This is a genomic window from Aliiroseovarius sp. CAU 1755 (assembly GCF_054482655.1).
On record NZ_JBTLRH010000001.1, the window covers coordinates 41810 to 57526 of the forward strand.

The 15717-nt window shown below is 61.2% G+C and carries 18 protein-coding genes; 6 read left to right on the plus strand and 12 right to left on the minus strand.

The genetic code is table 11. The annotated features are described in order from the left end of the window. Nucleotides 1-10 precede the first annotated feature (10 nt). The 8 genes from cobM to ACXYMP_RS00285 form a co-directional block, all read right to left on the minus strand. Nucleotides 11-802 carry a precorrin-4 C(11)-methyltransferase gene (cobM, locus tag ACXYMP_RS00250; protein WP_458903588.1) on the minus strand — a complete coding sequence of 264 codons (792 nt, stop codon included), beginning with the start codon at nucleotides 800-802 and terminating at the stop codon, nucleotides 11-13. Then, entirely contained in the window at nucleotides 799-2598 is a 1800-nt protein-coding gene (cobJ, locus tag ACXYMP_RS00255) for a precorrin-3B C(17)-methyltransferase (protein WP_458903590.1), read from the minus strand. The genes cobM and cobJ overlap by 4 nt, the downstream gene beginning before the upstream one ends. Continuing rightward, nucleotides 2589-3290 (minus strand): precorrin-2 C(20)-methyltransferase, encoded by a 702-nt coding sequence (gene cobI / locus ACXYMP_RS00260; RefSeq protein WP_298570755.1) that lies wholly within the window; start codon nucleotides 3288-3290, stop codon nucleotides 2589-2591. Before cobI ends, cobJ begins: the two co-directional genes overlap by 10 nt. Next, entirely contained in the window at nucleotides 3287-4486 is a 1200-nt protein-coding gene (gene cbiE / locus ACXYMP_RS00265) for a precorrin-6y C5,15-methyltransferase (decarboxylating) subunit CbiE (RefSeq protein WP_247038513.1), read from the minus strand. The genes cobI and cbiE overlap by 4 nt, the downstream gene beginning before the upstream one ends. Next, nucleotides 4483-5175 carry a precorrin-8X methylmutase gene (locus ACXYMP_RS00270; RefSeq protein WP_458903593.1) on the minus strand — a complete coding sequence of 231 codons (693 nt, stop codon included), beginning with the start codon at nucleotides 5173-5175 and terminating at the stop codon, nucleotides 4483-4485. Before ACXYMP_RS00270 ends, cbiE begins: the two co-directional genes overlap by 4 nt. Continuing rightward, entirely contained in the window at nucleotides 5172-6389 is a 1218-nt protein-coding gene (locus ACXYMP_RS00275) for a sirohydrochlorin chelatase (RefSeq protein WP_458903595.1), read from the minus strand. The genes ACXYMP_RS00270 and ACXYMP_RS00275 overlap by 4 nt, the downstream gene beginning before the upstream one ends. 3 nt (nucleotides 6390-6392) lie before the next feature. Further along, complete coding sequence (locus ACXYMP_RS00280; protein WP_298570747.1) at nucleotides 6393-6620, minus strand: DUF6732 family protein; 228 nt, start codon at nucleotides 6618-6620, stop codon at nucleotides 6393-6395. A gap of 233 nt (nucleotides 6621-6853) precedes the next feature. Beyond that, complete coding sequence (locus ACXYMP_RS00285; RefSeq protein ID WP_458903597.1) at nucleotides 6854-7681, minus strand: protein-disulfide reductase DsbD domain-containing protein; 828 nt, start codon at nucleotides 7679-7681, stop codon at nucleotides 6854-6856. Between the two features lie 115 nt (nucleotides 7682-7796). Between ACXYMP_RS00285 and ACXYMP_RS00290 the strand changes: the two genes are divergently transcribed. Next, nucleotides 7797-8375 carry a YqgE/AlgH family protein gene (locus tag ACXYMP_RS00290; protein WP_298570744.1) on the plus strand — a complete coding sequence of 193 codons (579 nt, stop codon included), beginning with the start codon at nucleotides 7797-7799 and terminating at the stop codon, nucleotides 8373-8375. Between the two features lie 7 nt (nucleotides 8376-8382). Here ACXYMP_RS00290 and ACXYMP_RS00295 read toward each other — a convergent pair whose 3' ends face one another. Continuing rightward, entirely contained in the window at nucleotides 8383-9339 is a 957-nt protein-coding gene (locus ACXYMP_RS00295; protein ID WP_458903599.1) for an L-threonylcarbamoyladenylate synthase, read from the minus strand. A gap of 104 nt (nucleotides 9340-9443) precedes the next feature. Here ACXYMP_RS00295 and ACXYMP_RS00300 point away from each other — a divergent pair, with 104 nt between their 5' ends. Together ACXYMP_RS00300 and ACXYMP_RS00305 are read left to right on the plus strand one after the other, a co-directional pair. Next, entirely contained in the window at nucleotides 9444-11165 is a 1722-nt protein-coding gene (locus ACXYMP_RS00300; RefSeq protein WP_458903601.1) for an acyl-CoA dehydrogenase, read from the plus strand. Further along, the gene (locus tag ACXYMP_RS00305) at nucleotides 11162-12205 is read left to right on the plus strand and encodes an MBL fold metallo-hydrolase (protein ID WP_458903603.1); all 1044 of its coding nucleotides are present in this window, start codon (nucleotides 11162-11164) and stop codon (nucleotides 12203-12205) included. Before ACXYMP_RS00300 ends, ACXYMP_RS00305 begins: the two co-directional genes overlap by 4 nt. Here the strand turns inward: ACXYMP_RS00305 and ACXYMP_RS00310 are convergent. After that, on the minus strand, nucleotides 12202-13152 hold the full coding sequence (locus ACXYMP_RS00310; RefSeq protein WP_458905265.1) for an NAD(P)-dependent oxidoreductase: 951 nt from the start codon (nucleotides 13150-13152) through the stop codon (nucleotides 12202-12204). The two genes, ACXYMP_RS00305 and ACXYMP_RS00310, sit on opposite strands and share 4 nt — an antisense overlap. A 151-nt stretch (nucleotides 13153-13303) precedes the next feature. Here ACXYMP_RS00310 and ACXYMP_RS00315 point away from each other — a divergent pair, with 151 nt between their 5' ends. The 3 genes from ACXYMP_RS00315 to ACXYMP_RS00325 all read left to right on the plus strand — a co-directional run bounded on the left by ACXYMP_RS00315 (nucleotide 13304) and on the right by ACXYMP_RS00325 (nucleotide 14627). Next, nucleotides 13304-13759: a DUF6173 family protein gene (locus ACXYMP_RS00315; RefSeq protein ID WP_458903605.1), complete on the plus strand. Its 456-nt coding sequence runs from the start codon at nucleotides 13304-13306 to the stop codon at nucleotides 13757-13759. Nucleotides 13760-13855: 96 nt separating this feature from the next. Further along, nucleotides 13856-13996: an aa3-type cytochrome c oxidase subunit IV gene (locus tag ACXYMP_RS00320; RefSeq protein WP_298570736.1), complete on the plus strand. Its 141-nt coding sequence runs from the start codon at nucleotides 13856-13858 to the stop codon at nucleotides 13994-13996. Between the two features lie 34 nt (nucleotides 13997-14030). Beyond that, complete coding sequence (locus ACXYMP_RS00325) at nucleotides 14031-14627, plus strand: hypothetical protein (protein ID WP_298570734.1); 597 nt, start codon at nucleotides 14031-14033, stop codon at nucleotides 14625-14627. A gap of 9 nt (nucleotides 14628-14636) precedes the next feature. On the opposite strand, the gene ACXYMP_RS00330 is transcribed toward ACXYMP_RS00325, so the two are convergent. Further along, entirely contained in the window at nucleotides 14637-14960 is a 324-nt protein-coding gene (locus ACXYMP_RS00330; RefSeq protein ID WP_298570865.1) for an AzlD domain-containing protein, read from the minus strand. Nucleotides 14961-14962: 2 nt separating this feature from the next. After that, complete coding sequence (locus ACXYMP_RS00335; protein ID WP_458903608.1) at nucleotides 14963-15676, minus strand: AzlC family ABC transporter permease; 714 nt, start codon at nucleotides 15674-15676, stop codon at nucleotides 14963-14965. Nucleotides 15677-15717 lie beyond the last annotated feature (41 nt).

Below are 15717 nucleotides of genomic sequence, written 5' to 3' on the forward strand. Positions count from 1 at the left end.
TTGGATCAACTTAGGTGTTGTGATCTTCGACCAGATCGACACCAACCACAGGGCGCAGCACATGCGGTTTGGCCGGATCATACAGCGCCGAATCCTTAAAATCGCGTCCACGGTCCAGCGCAGGACCGACAAGGATCAGCGCGGTGCGAGTGATCTTTTCGGCGCGCACTTTCTTACGAATATCCGCGACGGTGCCGCGAATGAACATCTCGTCCGGCCAGCCGACCCGATAGGCCACGACCACGGGGCAATCCGCGCCGTAGTAGGGGGTCAACACACGCTCAATCTCGCGCATGTTGCGCACGGCAAGGTGGATGGCGAGCGTCGCGCCGGTCTTGGCAAAATTCTCAAGCGTTTCGCCTTCGGGCATCGAGGTGGATTGCATCGACATCCGCGTCAGCACGATGGATTGAGCGATCTCAGGGATGGTCAATTCCTGCCCCAGAGCGGCGGCGGCGGCGGCATAGGCAGGGACGCCGGGGATGACCTGATAGTCGATGCCGTCGGCCTTCAAGCGGCGGATTTGTTCGGCAATCGCGCCATACAGTGAGGGATCGCCGGAATGCACGCGCGCCACGTCCTGCCCACGCGCGTGCGCCGCTTTGATTTCAGCGTGGGTGTCGTCCAGCGTCATCGCCGCCGTGTCCATCACCTTGGCCCCTTCGGGCGCGCAGGCGACAACCTGCGGCGGCACCAGAGAACCTGCATAAAGGCAGACCGGGCATTCACCAATGATGCGCTGCGCTTTCAGGGTCAAAAGCTCGGGATCGCCGGGACCGGCACCGATAAAATAGACGGTCATGACAGATCTCCATCAATGCGGCGGGCATAGCCGCGCGGGGTGAACATGCGGGGGCCTTCGCCCAACTGCGCAAGGCGAGAGTTGGACGATCCGACCAGAACCACGGTCAGCATATCGACCTCGTCCACTTCAAGCTCGGACAGTTTGCGATAGCGAATGTGTTCCGTGGGACGACCCAGATTGGATGCCAGCATCACCGGCGTATCTGCCGGGCGGTGTTTCAACAGAATATCGCGCGCCTCGGCCAGAAGCGTGCGGCGTTTCTTGGACACAGGGTTGTAGAACGCGATGACGAAATCCCCTTCGGCGGCGGCGTGCAGGCGTTTCACGATGTCTTCGCGGTGGGTCAGAAGATCGGACAGCGAAATGGCGCAGAAGTCATGGCCCAAAGGCGCGCCAGCCCGCGCGGCGGCGCCTTGCAGCGCGGACACACCGGGGGTGGACACGACCTCGACCCGGCGCGCGGCGTCGCTGACGCCTTTCTCGTCCGGGCCACGATCCAGCAGTTCATAGACCAACGCCCCCATCGCATAGATGCCTGCATCACCCGAACAGACCAGCGCGACATTTTTGCCCTTGCCCGCCTGCTCCAACGCATAACGGCAGCGGTCTTCTTCGCCACCCAGCGGGAAGTCTGATCGGGTTTTACCTGCGGCCAGCGGGCCGATCAGGTCGATATAGAGACCGTATCCCACAAGCTCCTCGGCCTCTTGCAGAAGGCGGCTGGCCTCGGGCGTGCGCCATGTGTGCTGACCGGGGCCGATCGAAACGATGGACAGCTTGCCGCGCGACCGGCCGCGCATTTCGGTGATCGGTGCAGACGCGCGCGCAATGGCGCAGGTGGTGTTGGCAGTTTTGACTTTGGGGACGACCAGTTTGGCGTCCGGTCCAGCCGCCGCCAAAGCCGCCCCTTCGGACACGCCGTGGCAGCCGACCTCAGCAAACACCACGTCGGACGGGTTCGCCAGACGCGGGGTTTCGGCTTCAAGTTCGGCAGCGGTGAAGACGCGGAAAGGCACCCCCAGTCGCGCGGCCAGAGCGTTCATCGCAGGTTCGTCCGCCTTCAGGTCCAGCGAGGTTACACAGGCAATAGCCCCCGGTGCGATTTTGGCTGCGGCCAGTTGCGCCGACACATTTTCCCAAAGCTCATCGGGGTTCGCACTCCGCGCGCACCCCACGCCCAGCGCGAAGCGTTGCGGGTGATAGGCCAGACGGGTCGGACCGGTGTCGACCGGGGCCTCGGTCACGGCGAGTTCGACCGCACCGCCGGTTTCCTCGATATCAAAGATGTTCTCGCCTGTGATCGCGACGCCCGCGCCTGACAGCAGTTCCGCCATTGCCTCTTTCGCGTCTTCGGGGTTGGCAAGACGATAGCCCAAGGGCGGTTCGTCCAGCGCGACACCCAGCGATACATCGCCCGCCGTGGTGACAGCAGCGGTCGCGCCGATTTCTTCCGCAATCCGGCTGGCCAAACGGTTCGCGCCGCGATGCCCACCCAGAAGCGGCACCACGACCGATCCGTCATCGGCCACCGAGACTACGGGTGGCTCGGTCGTCTTGTCAGCCAGAAGGGGGGCAACGGCACGGATCAGGATACCGGCTGCGCAGACGCCGACAACGGGCGTGCCCGCAGCAAACAGCATCCGCACGTGATCCAGCGCATTGGGGAAGAACGCATCCGCCTTTTTAACGCGACCTTCGCGCCCATGCACCTGAGCCCCCAAGAGGGTTGCGACCCGATGGGCCAGTTTTTCACCTGATTTGTTCAGGCAAATTACAACAGGCGTCACAGCCATGGATCATTTCCTTTCGCAAGAAGGATCATCGAGAAATAGGGGGCTTTGTCGGGGGCATCTGCGAGCGGCAGCACGACCTCTTCGGGCAGGGAAGCACGCTCGATATAGGTGGCTTTGTCCACAAGGCCCAGCGCTTCGATCACGCCGCGTATTTTGGGCAGGTGGCGGCCAACTTTCATGATCGCCACGCTTTCAGCCCCTTCGATACGGGCGCGCAGCTCGTCTTCGGGCAGCGGGCCGGGCAGAACGGTCAGGCGTTCGTTACGGGCGACAAGCGGGCTACGGGCCCGTGCGGCACAAGCGGTGACAGACGTGACGCCCGGCACGATCTCGGTTTGGAACCGATCGGCCAGCCGCGCAAACAAATACATGAAGGATCCATAGAAAAACGGGTCGCCTTCGCACAGGACGACCACGTCATCTCCGGCCTCAAGTCGCGCAGCGATCTTGGCAGCGCCCACGTCATAGGCTTTTTGTGCAGGGGCACGCTCGACGGTCATCGGGATGTCCATCGCGATTTCATCCGCATCCTTGGCGATCAGATGTGCAGCGATGGAACGGGCAAAACTGTCGCCACCCTCCAGCGTCGGATAGGCGACCACTTTGGCAAGTTCAATCAGCCGCGCGGCCCTGAGCGTCATCAGGTCGGGATCACCCGGTCCAAGGCCCACACCGTAAAGCGTTCCGCTCATCTTTTGATCAGGCTCCACTGTGTGACGGGACGCAGGGGTTTCCAACCGGAATGAGGCCCGAGTGGCTCGGCGCGTTCAACGGACAGCTTCACCAGTTGACCCCCATGTTTTTGGTGCAGGGCGGTAAGACACATCTCGCTTTCGATGGTGACAGCGTTCGCGACCAGTCGCCCCAAGGGTTTCAACTCGGCCCAAGCGGCATCGAATACCTGTTCCGACAATCCGCCACCAATGAAGATCGCATCGGGCGCTTCCAAACCGTCCAGCGCGGCGGGAACTTCGCCTTCGACCAAATCCAGCTTCGGCACGCCCAGCGCCAAGGCGTTTGCGGCAGCCATGGCCCGGCGATCCGCGCGCGGTTCGATCCCGATGGCACGGGCATAGCGCGCGCCGCGCATCCATTCGATGGCAATCGACCCGCATCCAGTGCCGATGTCCCACAAAAGCGCCCCGCGCATCGGCATGAGCTTTGCCAGTGTAATCGCGCGGACCTCTTGCTTGGTCATGGTGCCGTCGCTTTGAAACAGCTTGTCAGCCAAGCCCGGCACACGCGGCAGAAGGGCGGCGTCCGGCGCGGCGACGCATTCAACGGCCAGCGTGTTGAACTCTGGCACGGCGTGGTTCCAGCTTTCGGCAATGCCATCAAAGCGCGCTTCGTCCTTGCCGCCCATATGGGCCAGCACGGTCATGCGCGATTTTCCGAAGCCACGTTCGGTTAGGAAGCGGGCGATCTGGCCCGGCGTTTCCGAGCCGGTGGTCAGAACAAGAAGCCGGATGTCGGGCTGGATGAAAGCGATCATCTGCTCAACCGGGCGGCCATGCACGGTCAGCGTCTCCAAGTCCGCCATCGACCAGCCCATGCGCGCGGCGGCCAGTTGGAATGCGCCCACTTGCGGGTGGTAAACGATCTGCGCCGGGTCGATATGACGGCCAATTTTTGCGCCAACCGAATACCAAAGCGGGTCGCCGGTTGCCAAGACAACGACACGCTTGCCGTTGCGCTTCGTCAACTCGTCTATCAGGCTGTCAAACGGCGAGGGCCAGGCCAGTCGCTCGGCATCGCCTTCGATCAGGTCGTGGTGGCGCGCGCCGCCGACGATCACCTCGGCGGCGTCAACAACCGCGCGGGTGGCGGGGGTCAGCCCGGCAATGCCATCTTCGCCGATCCCGACGATGTGAAGCCACGGGGTTGTCATGCGCGCTCCTCCGGCAGTCCGGCGGCCAACGCGTTGACGGCAGCAGAGGCAATGGCAGACCCACCACGCCGCCCACGCAGGGCGACAAATTCGCAGCCGCGCGGGTTGTTTGCCAGTTCCGCCTTGCTTTCCGCAGCGCCCACAAACCCGACCGGAAAGCCAAGGATCACGGCAGGTTTGGGTGCACCTGCGTCGATCAGCTCAAGCAGGTGGAACAGGGCTGTTGGCGCGTTCCCCACAGCGACCACCGCACCTTCCAGACGGTCCAACCACAGCTCGACCGCGGCGGCGGAGCGCGTGTTGCCGATGGACTTCGCCAGTTCCGGCACAGACGGATCGTTCAACGTGACAATCACATCGTTTTCCGATGGCAGATAGCGGCGAATGATGCCCGCCCCGACCATCTCGCAATCGCAAAACACAGGCGCACCGGCCCTAAGAGCAGCGTGACCTGTTTCATAGGCGTTCGCAGAAAAGGCCAGTCGATCCGCAACTTCGACCATGCCGCAGGCGTGGATTACACGGGTCGCAAGGGCCGCCATGCCGCCGGGAAAGCGGTCCAACCGCGCCTCTTTGCGCAGGGTCGCGAAGGACTGCGCATAGATGGCGGACGGGTCGCGCTCATACCTGAGCGCCGGGCGCGAAGGAGCGGCCCCGTTGGGGCCCGAAGAGCGGCCGCCTTCGCTCATTTCGAACGGGCCGATTCAGGCCCATGCGGATGTTTTGCATGGGGATATTCGGCATGCACGTGATCATGGTGATGATCGTGATGATGATGGTCGTGACCGTGATCATGATCATGACTGTGGTCATGATGATGGTGATGCCCCATATGCAGTCGGCATTCGCCGGTGCAGAAGGTGTCGCAGAACGAACAATCGGCCACGTTCGACCCCGGTGCAGACGCCCCCTGCCCTTCGACATGGTGATGGTGGCTTTCCTGAATGGCGCCGACTTCGGCTTCAAACCCCAGCACCTCGACCCGGTATTTGCACATCACGCAGGTGGGCGGCGGCACGTCGGCATAGGCCGGGTGCTTGGCGCGATCTTCCACCGGAATGGTGCGGTCTTCGCCCTCGTCCAGCGCCAGAACCTGGGTGCGATAGCCACAAGTGCCGCAGTTGGGCGGCGGAACGGTGCCAAGCTGTTCAGTGATCCGCTCGGCGAACGTCTCAAGCACCTTGGGGTGGTCGTTCAGATACCCGGCCTTCACGAATTCGATCTCGGGATGGGCGGCGGCGACCTTGTCGGTGAAACCATAGATCCGGTCGATCAGGATGCCCGAGAACAGGAAATAGGGGAACACGACAACGCGTTTGTAGCCCAGCTTGACCACGTGGTTCAGGCAGGGTTCGACCAGCGGGAAGGTGACGCCGGAATAGCCGACTTCCAGCCACCCAAAGCCCAAACCTTCTTGCAGCAGCCGTGCCACCTTGGCGACGTTGCCGTTGGCATCAGGGTCTGACGCGCCCCGCCCGATGACGACAAGGCAGGTGTCTTCCAGCGGCACTTCGCCATGTTCTTTGTTTGCGGCATCGACAGCCTGACGCACGCGATCTCCGGCGGCAGCGATCATCTTCGGGTCCACGCCCAACTCGCGGCCATAGGTCACGTCGATCCCATGCTTCTTGGCATAGGTGTTCAGGACGGTCGGAATGTCATTTTTCGTGTGCATTGCGGCAAACAGCATCCCCGGCACGGCCAGGATACGGTCGCAACCCGCTTCGCGCAGACGGTCCAACCCGTCGCGGATCACCGGGTTGGCAAATTCCAGATACCCATAGTCGGTCATCCAGTCCTTGGGCAACAAAGCGGGCAGCTTTTCGGCCAGCACCGCGAACTGATCCACCGCGTCCTGACTGCGCGAGCCATGCCCGCAGATCATCACACCAATCTTGGTCATGGCTTATGCCTCCTGCGGTTCGTTTGCGTCAGCGTCATCGCTGTCGTCTTCACGCTGGGCCTTTGCCTCTTTCGAGCCCTTGAGCGCCGCCCAAAGCCCGATGGCAGCCGCCAGTCCGATCAGGATCATGCCGCCAACATGACCATGTCCGGCCAGCTCTCCGATATGACCGGGATGGGCGATGGCAGGGCCAGCCAACAGGCCAAGAGCAAGAAGTATCAGACGGGTCATGCGGTCATCCTTTCACGCAAAATCTGGGTGCAAAGAGGCCGCGCCTTGTTGTCAACGACGCTGCGTCTGATCCCCGTTACGGGTCGATCGTCGACAGCCAACCTCTCTGGCCCAATGGGCTTCGTCGCCCATCCGTATAGGCAGAGCGTAGGGGAGTCGCAACGGGAAAGGCGGCAGAATAGCGCGCAGCGGCGACCAATTGACGCAAACTTGCGCAAATGCTGCTGGTTGGATCAGCTGCCTGTGCAGCCGCGGATATCGACGCCGCGCCCATCCGCCAGAACCGTCATGCGCAGATCGGATCGGTTTAACAGGAAAGGCTTGCCTGAACTGGGCACAAGTTCTGCAATGGTGGTCAGTGCGCCTGCAACGCGCGATGTGGAAACCTCGGACACCCAGACCGACGGATCGGCCGTTTCAACAACCACGACCTCGTCCCCACCGACGCGCGGCATGTCGATCTTCACAATCACGCGAAGCCCATCAGAGATGGGTTCGACATCGCACACCGCCCGACGCAGGCCTGCTTCAGAGGCGGTGTCGGGACGCTGGCGCAATGCGCGTTTGATAGGCCCTTTCGGCCCGACATCGCGCGACGGCAACACAACCGAGATCGTGGCGTCCATGGGCATGCAAACCTCCTGGCAAACTCCAAGAGCAAGCTCGCCTTCAAGGCTGATCGGATCGCCATGCGTCTTCGGCGTCAGTGTCATAGGAAGGACCAGCTCATGCGAATACCCGATGGTGCGCATGCCGCTTGAATAAAAAACCTCAGGCACTGGCCAATGAAAGGTTACCCCCGCCAGATTGTCAGAACCGCGCCAGTTCAAGCTGGGCGGAATGCCGGCTTGTCCCGGTGCCCGCCAATAGGTCTTCCATCCATCGGCCAATTGGATACGCAAGGCCGCGACGTGCTGCCCATCGGGGCCACGCCAACCGGGCAGAACGTCGATTTTGACGACATCTTCAGGGGCGGGCGGGTTATTGCTCCCCGCCAAAGCGGGTGCAGAAAACACAGCAAGCCCCAAAAAGGCTGCGCGGAGGGCAAGTCGAAGGTTCATGCAACGATACATAAAGCGCAAGCCTGCAATGTGAAATCACATTTCAGGGATGGATCGTTACCATCGATCGGCATTCAGACTTGCCTTTCCAACTCTGCGGCGCTTTTCTGGAGGTATGAGCGCAACCGACAACACACCAATGGACTTGAGCGGCAAACTTCTGATCGCGATGCCGGGCATGGGCGATCCGCGGTTCGACCACTCGGTCGTGTTCATGTGCGCCCATTCGCCAGAAGGGGCGATGGGATTGATCATCAACAAGCCAGCACCCGATGTGTCGCTGGGTGATATCCTTGCCCAACTTGATATCGACGCAGGCATGGGCACCAAGACAACAAACGTGTTTTTCGGCGGTCCCGTCGAAGGCGCGCGTGGGTTCGTGTTGCATTCGGGCGAATATGACAACGACGCCTCGACCCTGAAGGTCGACGACGCGTTTTCCATGACCGCCACGCGCGATATTCTTGAAGCGATGGCGAATGGCGTCGGCCCCGCAAACACGCTGGCGGCCCTTGGCTATGCCGGCTGGTCCCCCGGCCAGCTTGAAAGCGAAATCCAGCAAAATGCCTGGCTGACCTGTGACGCGGAAGAAGCCATCGTCTTTTCCGATGACAGTGACGGGAAATGGACAGCGGCGTTGGCGAAACTTGGCGTTGATCCGCTGCTTTTGTCTGCAGAAGGCGGGCACGCGTGACCGCTGACTAATCGCGCGGGGCTGCCGCCCGGCGCAAACGATCATTGATTGCCCGGCCCATCCCGTGATCGGGGATCGGAGATACGGCGATCGGGGCGTCGCCTTCGTCGTCCAACTGGTGCAAATACCGAAACAGGTTGGCCGCCGCCTCGACCAGATCGCCGGACGGGGACAGGTTCAGATCGGCCTCGACATGCCCGAACCCCAGCAGACGTTCACCCGGTTTCGCTTCAACGGCGTTCAGACGCATTTGCGCGTTTGGCGCATAATGCGAGGACAATTGACCTGGCGCTGTGATCGCAGCACTGGTTTGTCGGACGGCAATCGTGCCGTCCAGTGCGGCTTCGAGGGCTTCGACCGGCAGGCCGCCGGGGCGCAACAGGACCGGGGCGGGGTCGAACCCGACGATCGTGCTTTCCAACCCGACCTCGCAGGGGCCACCGTCCAGCACCGCCGCGATCCGACCGGACAGACTGTCCAGAACGTGCTGCGCAGTGGACGGGCTGATGCGTCCCGACGGATTGGCAGACGGGGCAGCGACGGGAAGACATGCGGCTTCCAGCAGTTTCTGTGCCAACGGGTGGGCGGGCACGCGGACGGCCACAGTCGGCAGACCCGCAGACACAAGGGCAGACAGCGGGCTGTTGGGTTTTAGCGGCAACACCAAAGTGAGCGGTCCCGGCCAGAACGCCTGCGCCAAATCTAGGGCACGCCCATCCAGCACTGCAATCTTTGATGCCGCCTCCAGCGACGGCACATGGACGATCAGCGGGTTGAAATGGGGGCGCCCTTTGGCGTTGAATATCCGCGCAACAGCGTGGTCATTCGTGGCGTCAGCGCCAAGGCCATACACCGTCTCAGTCGGGAAGGACACAAGCGCGCCTTCCCGCAAAAGCTCTGCGGCCCGCGCGACACCGGCTATGTCCGCCGATAGAATTTCCGTATCCAAGCCGTCCGCACTCATGACGCTGCGTTTTCCTTTGCCACCCCTCTGACCTTCGGTAAGGGGAATAAAGGCCCAGTTAATGGCCTATCGCCCAGATGCCAAGAGATTTGCCGAGGACTCCCATGACCTACCGCGCGACAACCGACGATTTCCAGTTCCTGTTCGACCATGTCATCGGCTATGATCAGCTGCCCGAAACCGAGCGGTTTGCCGACGCCACCCCGGATGTTGCGATGGCTGTTCTGACCGAGGCAGGCAAGATGTGCGAAGACATCCTTGCCCCCCTGAACCGCAACGGCGACCTGACCCCGGCTGTGCTTGAAAATGGCGTTGTGCGCACGTCACCCGGCTTTGCGGACGGGTATAAGGCAATCGCGCAAGGTGGATGGATCGGCATGGCGGCGGACCCAGAATATGGCGGCATGGGCCTGCCGCTGACTCTGCAAACCGCCGTGAACGACATGATGTCGGCAAGCTGTCTGTCGCTTCAATTGTGCCCCTTGATGACGCAGGGCCAGATTGAGGCGTTGGAACACCACGCCTCGGACACGCTGAAAGACCTGTATCTGCCCAAACTGATCAGCGGTGAATGGGCGGGCACGATGAACCTGACCGAACCGCAGGCCGGGTCGGATGTGGGCGCGCTGTCGTCGAAAGCCGAAGACAATGGCGACGGGACCTATTCGGTCACCGGTCAGAAGATCTTTATTTCATGGGGTGACAACGACATCACCGGGAACGTCTGTCACCTTGTGCTGGCGCGGCTGCCGGACGGTGCGCCCGGCACCAAGGGTATCAGCCTCTTTATGGTTCCAAAACTGATCCCCGATGCTGACGGCAATCCGGGCGAGCCAAACAGCCTGCGCGTCGTCAGCCTTGAACACAAAATGGGCCTGCACGGCAGCCCTACCGCCGTGATGTCCTTCGAAGGGGCCAAAGGCTGGATGGTCGGCGAGCCGCACAAGGGCATGGCCGCCATGTTCACCATGATGAACAACGCCCGCATGGGTGTGGGTGTGCAAGGCTATGGCGTGGGCGAGCGCGCCTATCAGGAAGCGCTGGCCTATGCGATGGACCGCAAACAGGGCCGCACACCTTTGGGTGACGCGGGCACCGGCGCAATCATCGACTTTGCCGATGTGCGCCGGATGCTGACCCAGATGCGCACTGAACTTTTTGCCGCCCGGTCCATGGCGATGTCGTTGGCGCTTGCGATAGATATGGCGCATGCGACGGGCGACGAGGAATGGAAGGCGCGTGCCGCCCTTCTGACGCCAATCGTCAAGGCCTACGGCACCGAGGTTGGGATGCTTGTCAGCCATCTTGGCGTTCAGGTGCATGGCGGCATGGGGTTCATCGAAGAAACCGGCGCCGCCCAACATTCCCGCGATGTGCGTGTCACCGCGATTTACGAGGGCACAAACGGCATTCAGGCAATGGACCTTGTCGGTCGCAAGATGATGGACGGGGGCGAGGCCGCCTTCCGCCTGCTGGATGAGATCGAGACACAGGCCGAAGCTGCCCGCGCCGATTTCCCCAACATGTCCGAAGCTGTTTGGTCGGCCGCAGAAGACCTGCGCGAAACCACCGAATGGATGGTCGAACAATCCAACATGCAAGACCGTTTCGCCGGTGCCGTCCCGTTCCTGATGGGCTTTGCACGTGTTCTTGGCGCGCATTACCACTTGCGCGCCGCGATTGCCGAGGGTGGCAAGGGGCCGCGTTCAGAGCTTGCCCGTTTCCACATCAACCGGCTGTTGCCCGAGCACACCGCACACTTCGCGCAGGCGCGCACCGGGGCTGCGGGGCTCTATGCCCTTAGCCCGGAAGATTTGGCATCGTGACCACCAAACCGAGCGCGCCACTGGCTTTTCCCTTCCCGGACATTCCCGGCGAGGGCGAAGCGGTTGAGGTCGCTAAGGGCGTCCTTTGGATGCGCCTACCGCTCCCGATGGCGCTGGATCACGTCAACATCTTTGCCTTTGACGATCCCGCCGGCTGGACCATCGTGGACACCGGTTTTGACACCGGCAAGACGCACCGCATCTGGGAAAAGCTGTTGGCGGGACCGTTGGGGGGCAAGCCCATCGCGCGGGTGATCGTGACCCATCATCACCCCGATCACGTCGGGCTGGCCGGGTGGTTGCAACGCGACCACGGGGCCGAGCTTGTGACCACGCGCACCGCATGGCTGTTTGCCCGGATGTTGCTGCTGGACGAGCAGATGGTGCCAGTGGACGAAACGCTCGCCTTCTGGCGCGCGGCGGGTATGGCGCCTGAAATCTATGAAAAACGGCTGAACGAGCGTCCGTTCAACTATGCCGACATCGTCGCCGACATGCCGCTGGGCTTCAAACGGATCAAGGAAGGCAGCCGCATTCACTTCGGCGGGCGGGATTGGGACGTGCGCATCGGCAACGGCCATGCGCCGGAACATGCAACCCTGTGGTCCACCGATGGCACGCTGGTGATTGGCGGCGATCAGCTTCTGGCCACGATCAGCCCCAATCTTGGCGTCTATGCCACTGAACCCGAGGCCGACCCGGTTGGCGACTGGCTTGAGGCCTGCGAACGCTTGTCACACCACGCGACCCCCGATCAACTGGTTCTGCCGGGTCACAAACTGCCCTTCACCGGCCTGCCCACGCGGATGCGGCAATTGATCAACAACCATCACAACGCGCTTGACCGGCTTGAGGCATTTCTTGAAACGCCGCATGTCGCGGGTGACTGTTTCCCCCCGCTGTTCAAGCGCGAGATTTCGGGTGGCGAATATGGGCTGGCCTTGGTCGAGGCCGTCGGCCACCTGAACCACCTTCTGCACGAAGGGCGTGCCACACGCACCCGGCGCGAGGATGGCGCGTGGCTGTGGCAGAAGGCCTAGCTGCGCCCGCGCGGCAGCACTTCGTATCCCGGCTCCTCTGGCTCATCATCCACCATCTCGGCGGGAAAGCCGGGGGCGGTGATGTCCAGCCCGGTCGCCTCTTCCAGCCTGCGGATGATGTCGTCTGACCGCGCACGTTCGCCAAAGCGCGCGATGCCGTCATTGAAAATCTCAACCATCAAAGGTGAAATTTCGAGCGGCACGCCTGCCCGATCAGCAATCGCCTGAAACAAGCCGATATCCTTCTTCACCAGGTCCATGGTGAAGGATATGTCGCGCGAGCCGTTCAGGATCATCTGGCTTTCGGTTTCATGCACAAAAGACGTGCCGGACGAGATCTTGATCGCCTCATAGGTCGTCGCAAGATCAAGCCCGGCGGCTTTCATCGTCACCATTGCCTCGCAGCAGGTCAGCAGGTTGGCGGTCGCCAGATAGTTGGTCATCACCTTCAGGACCGACGCCGAACCCAGTTCGCCCGTGTGCAGAACACGCCGCCCCATCGTGGTCAAAAGCGGCAGCACCCGCTCAAACGTCGCGCGCTCACAGCCCGCGAAGATCGAGATGTTGCCGGTGTCTGCCCGATGGCAACCACCTGACACCGGACAATCGACCGCATCGCCACCGCGCGCGATCACCTCGGCGCCCAAGCGTTTGACCTCGGCCTCGTCAGTGGTGGACATTTCCAGCCAGATTTTGCCGGGTCGCACGTGATCCAGCATTTGGCTGACCACGGCATTCGACGCAGCGGGCGTTGGAAGGCAGGTAATGACGACGTCGCAGTCGCGCATCAGGGCCGCGGGGTTATCCGCTGCATTTGCCCCGCGCGCGGCGAAACCTGCGACAAGGTCCGGATCAAGATCAAGCACGGTCAAATCTTTGCCATTGCGCAGCAAACTGCCCGCCAGCTTGCCCCCCACATTTCCCAAACCAACGAAACCAATTCTCACAGCCATCCCTCCGCTACGACCATATGTACCTGATCAAGACCAGCTCTTGCCCCCTATGCGAGATAGATATCCATCTCGCGTTCCTCGCGTGACGCCCTTGCGCGCTTGTGCCAAAAAGGGTTCAGTGAAGTGTAGATCGTTGTGAGGCCAGATGGCGAAGAAAAAGCAGACAAAGCAGACAACCCGTTCCAACCCGCCCCGCGCGCATACTGCCAGATGCAGCGAGGATGGGCCTGTTGTCGTCAAAGACCATCCCTTGCCCAAGAAGGTTGCCCAGAAGCCTCTGGAAGACAAAAGCCCCGCCGAATGGGCGTATGAGCGTCTGATCCTCTATATCAAGAACTTCGAGGAACAGTTGGACAATGAACACGAGGTCGCAATGGGCTTCACTGGCGGTGATGCCGGTATCTTACGGATCGAGGGCATCGGCTTTTTCGATCCTGATGTGCTGACCTTCTATGGGGCAGATGTCGAAGGGATCAAAACCCAGTTGATCCAGCATGTCAGCCAACTGTCGGTGATGCTGCGCGCACTGCCCAAGCAAGTTGAAAGCGAAGCGCCCAACCGGATCGGTTTTCGACTGGCCGCCGAATTCGAGGATGATTGAATCCAATCGCGGCGCTCTGACAATCCGGGTCGTGACAGCGCTGTTCAAATCCGCTATTCGATGATCAACACAGTTCTTTAACACGGGAAGCAAGACATGGCAGACAAGGATCACGTCGTTGGCACGATGGACACCAGCGAGCAGGAAAAGACCTTTGAAGGGTTCGTGAAATTCTCTGGTCGTTCGGTTGCGTTCTTTCTTTTCATTCTGGTTTTGCTGGCGCTGTTCAACGCCTGAAGCATTTCCCCTTCGGTGTGAGTAGGATCTGCCTATGCTGCGATTGATCTTCGCCTTGACGCTTGTTCTGGGTCTGACGGCTTGCGGTGGCGCAGACAGTATCTGGGCCAGTGACGAAGCCGTATCGCGCGCCGCCTATCGTCACCCCGGACCGCCCACCATTACCCTTTTGACAGTCGTCTCCAACAAAACTGGTGGCGGGGCACACTCAGCGCTGCTGATCAATGCCTCTCAGCGCGCGATTTTTGATCCGGCCGGGACATGGCATCACCCGAACCTGCCTGAGCGCCATGATGTGCACTATGGAATGACCGACAAAGCGGTCGATTTCTACATCGACTATCACGCGCGCATCACCTACCACGTCGTGCGTCAGGATATTGTTGTCTCGCCACAAGTGGCCGAACAGGCTTTGCGCACGGTGCAGCAATATGGGGCAGTCCCAAAGGCGAATTGCGGATCTGCCGTTGGTGCGATCCTGCGCACCCTTCCGGGCTTTCAATCCATCCCAGGTTCGTTCTTTCCGAAATCTGTGATGAAGGCGTTTGGTGAACTGCCGGGCGTCACTGAACGCAAGTTCTATGACAATGACCCAGAAGAAAACGGAGAGATCCTGACCCGCGGGATCTGATCTGAAGGGTTAGCCAAGCAAGAACAGTAACGCATAAAGCGTCGCTGCGCCCGACAGGATTGCGGCAAGAACGTTGCGGCTGAAATACCCAACCGACAGTGTAACCAATGCTGCGGCAAGCCGCGCAGGGTCAGGCATACCCGCTGTCGCGGCCGGCCAAAGCACCAAAGGTGCGACCAAACCAGGGAGCACGGCCACCGGCGTATAACGAAGGTGGCGCAACACCCATTCCGGCATCGGACGGTCTCCGATGAAGCCCAAGAAGCTGAACCGGATCAGGAAGCTACCCACGGCCAGCGAAACAATGACAATCCAGACGACGCTGTGGTCCATGCTCATGTGCGTGCCCTTCGTGCCATGACACCTTCAATCTGCGCCCCAACGATCATCGCCCCGATGGCAGCCACCAGAAGTCCCGAGCCATAAGGCATCCATGTCAGAAGCAACGCCAACACAACCGACGTCGCCGCCGCCGCCACATGCGCGATCGTCCGCAGCGCAGGCGCGACCATTGCCAGAAAGGTGATCGGCAGCGCGAAATCCAAGGCAAAGCTTGCGGGGATCTGCGTGCCCGCCACCGCGCCGATATAGCTGGCGGCATACCAAAGCGGCGCAAGCGGCACGACCGTGCCGATATAGTAGGCAAAGCGTTCGGGCACTGACAGCTCCGGCTCCAGCTCGTATTTAATCTGCGACAACGCGTAGGCCTGATCCACCATGAGGTAAGCAACAAGCGCCCGCTTCCAGACCGGGGCCTTTCCCAGAAAAGGTGTCAGCGACGCGCTATACATTGCCATGCGCAGGTTCACCGCAAGAGCGGTCAGGATCACGATGATCGTCGGCGCATTTTCTGTCATCAACTGCACAGCGGTAAACTGCGCCGCACCGGCGATCACCAGAACTGAAAAGCCCATGACCTCGGCCACGTTCAAGCCGGCTTCCGTGGCGACGACGCCGAACAGCAGGGCGAAGGGCACGATCACCAGAACAAATGGCAATGCATCCTGAGCGCCGCGCAGAAAGTATCTTTTGGGGTTGGACGAAGTCATAATCGGGTCCTAAGTTGCCCCTCACGCTTATGGTGAAGCGG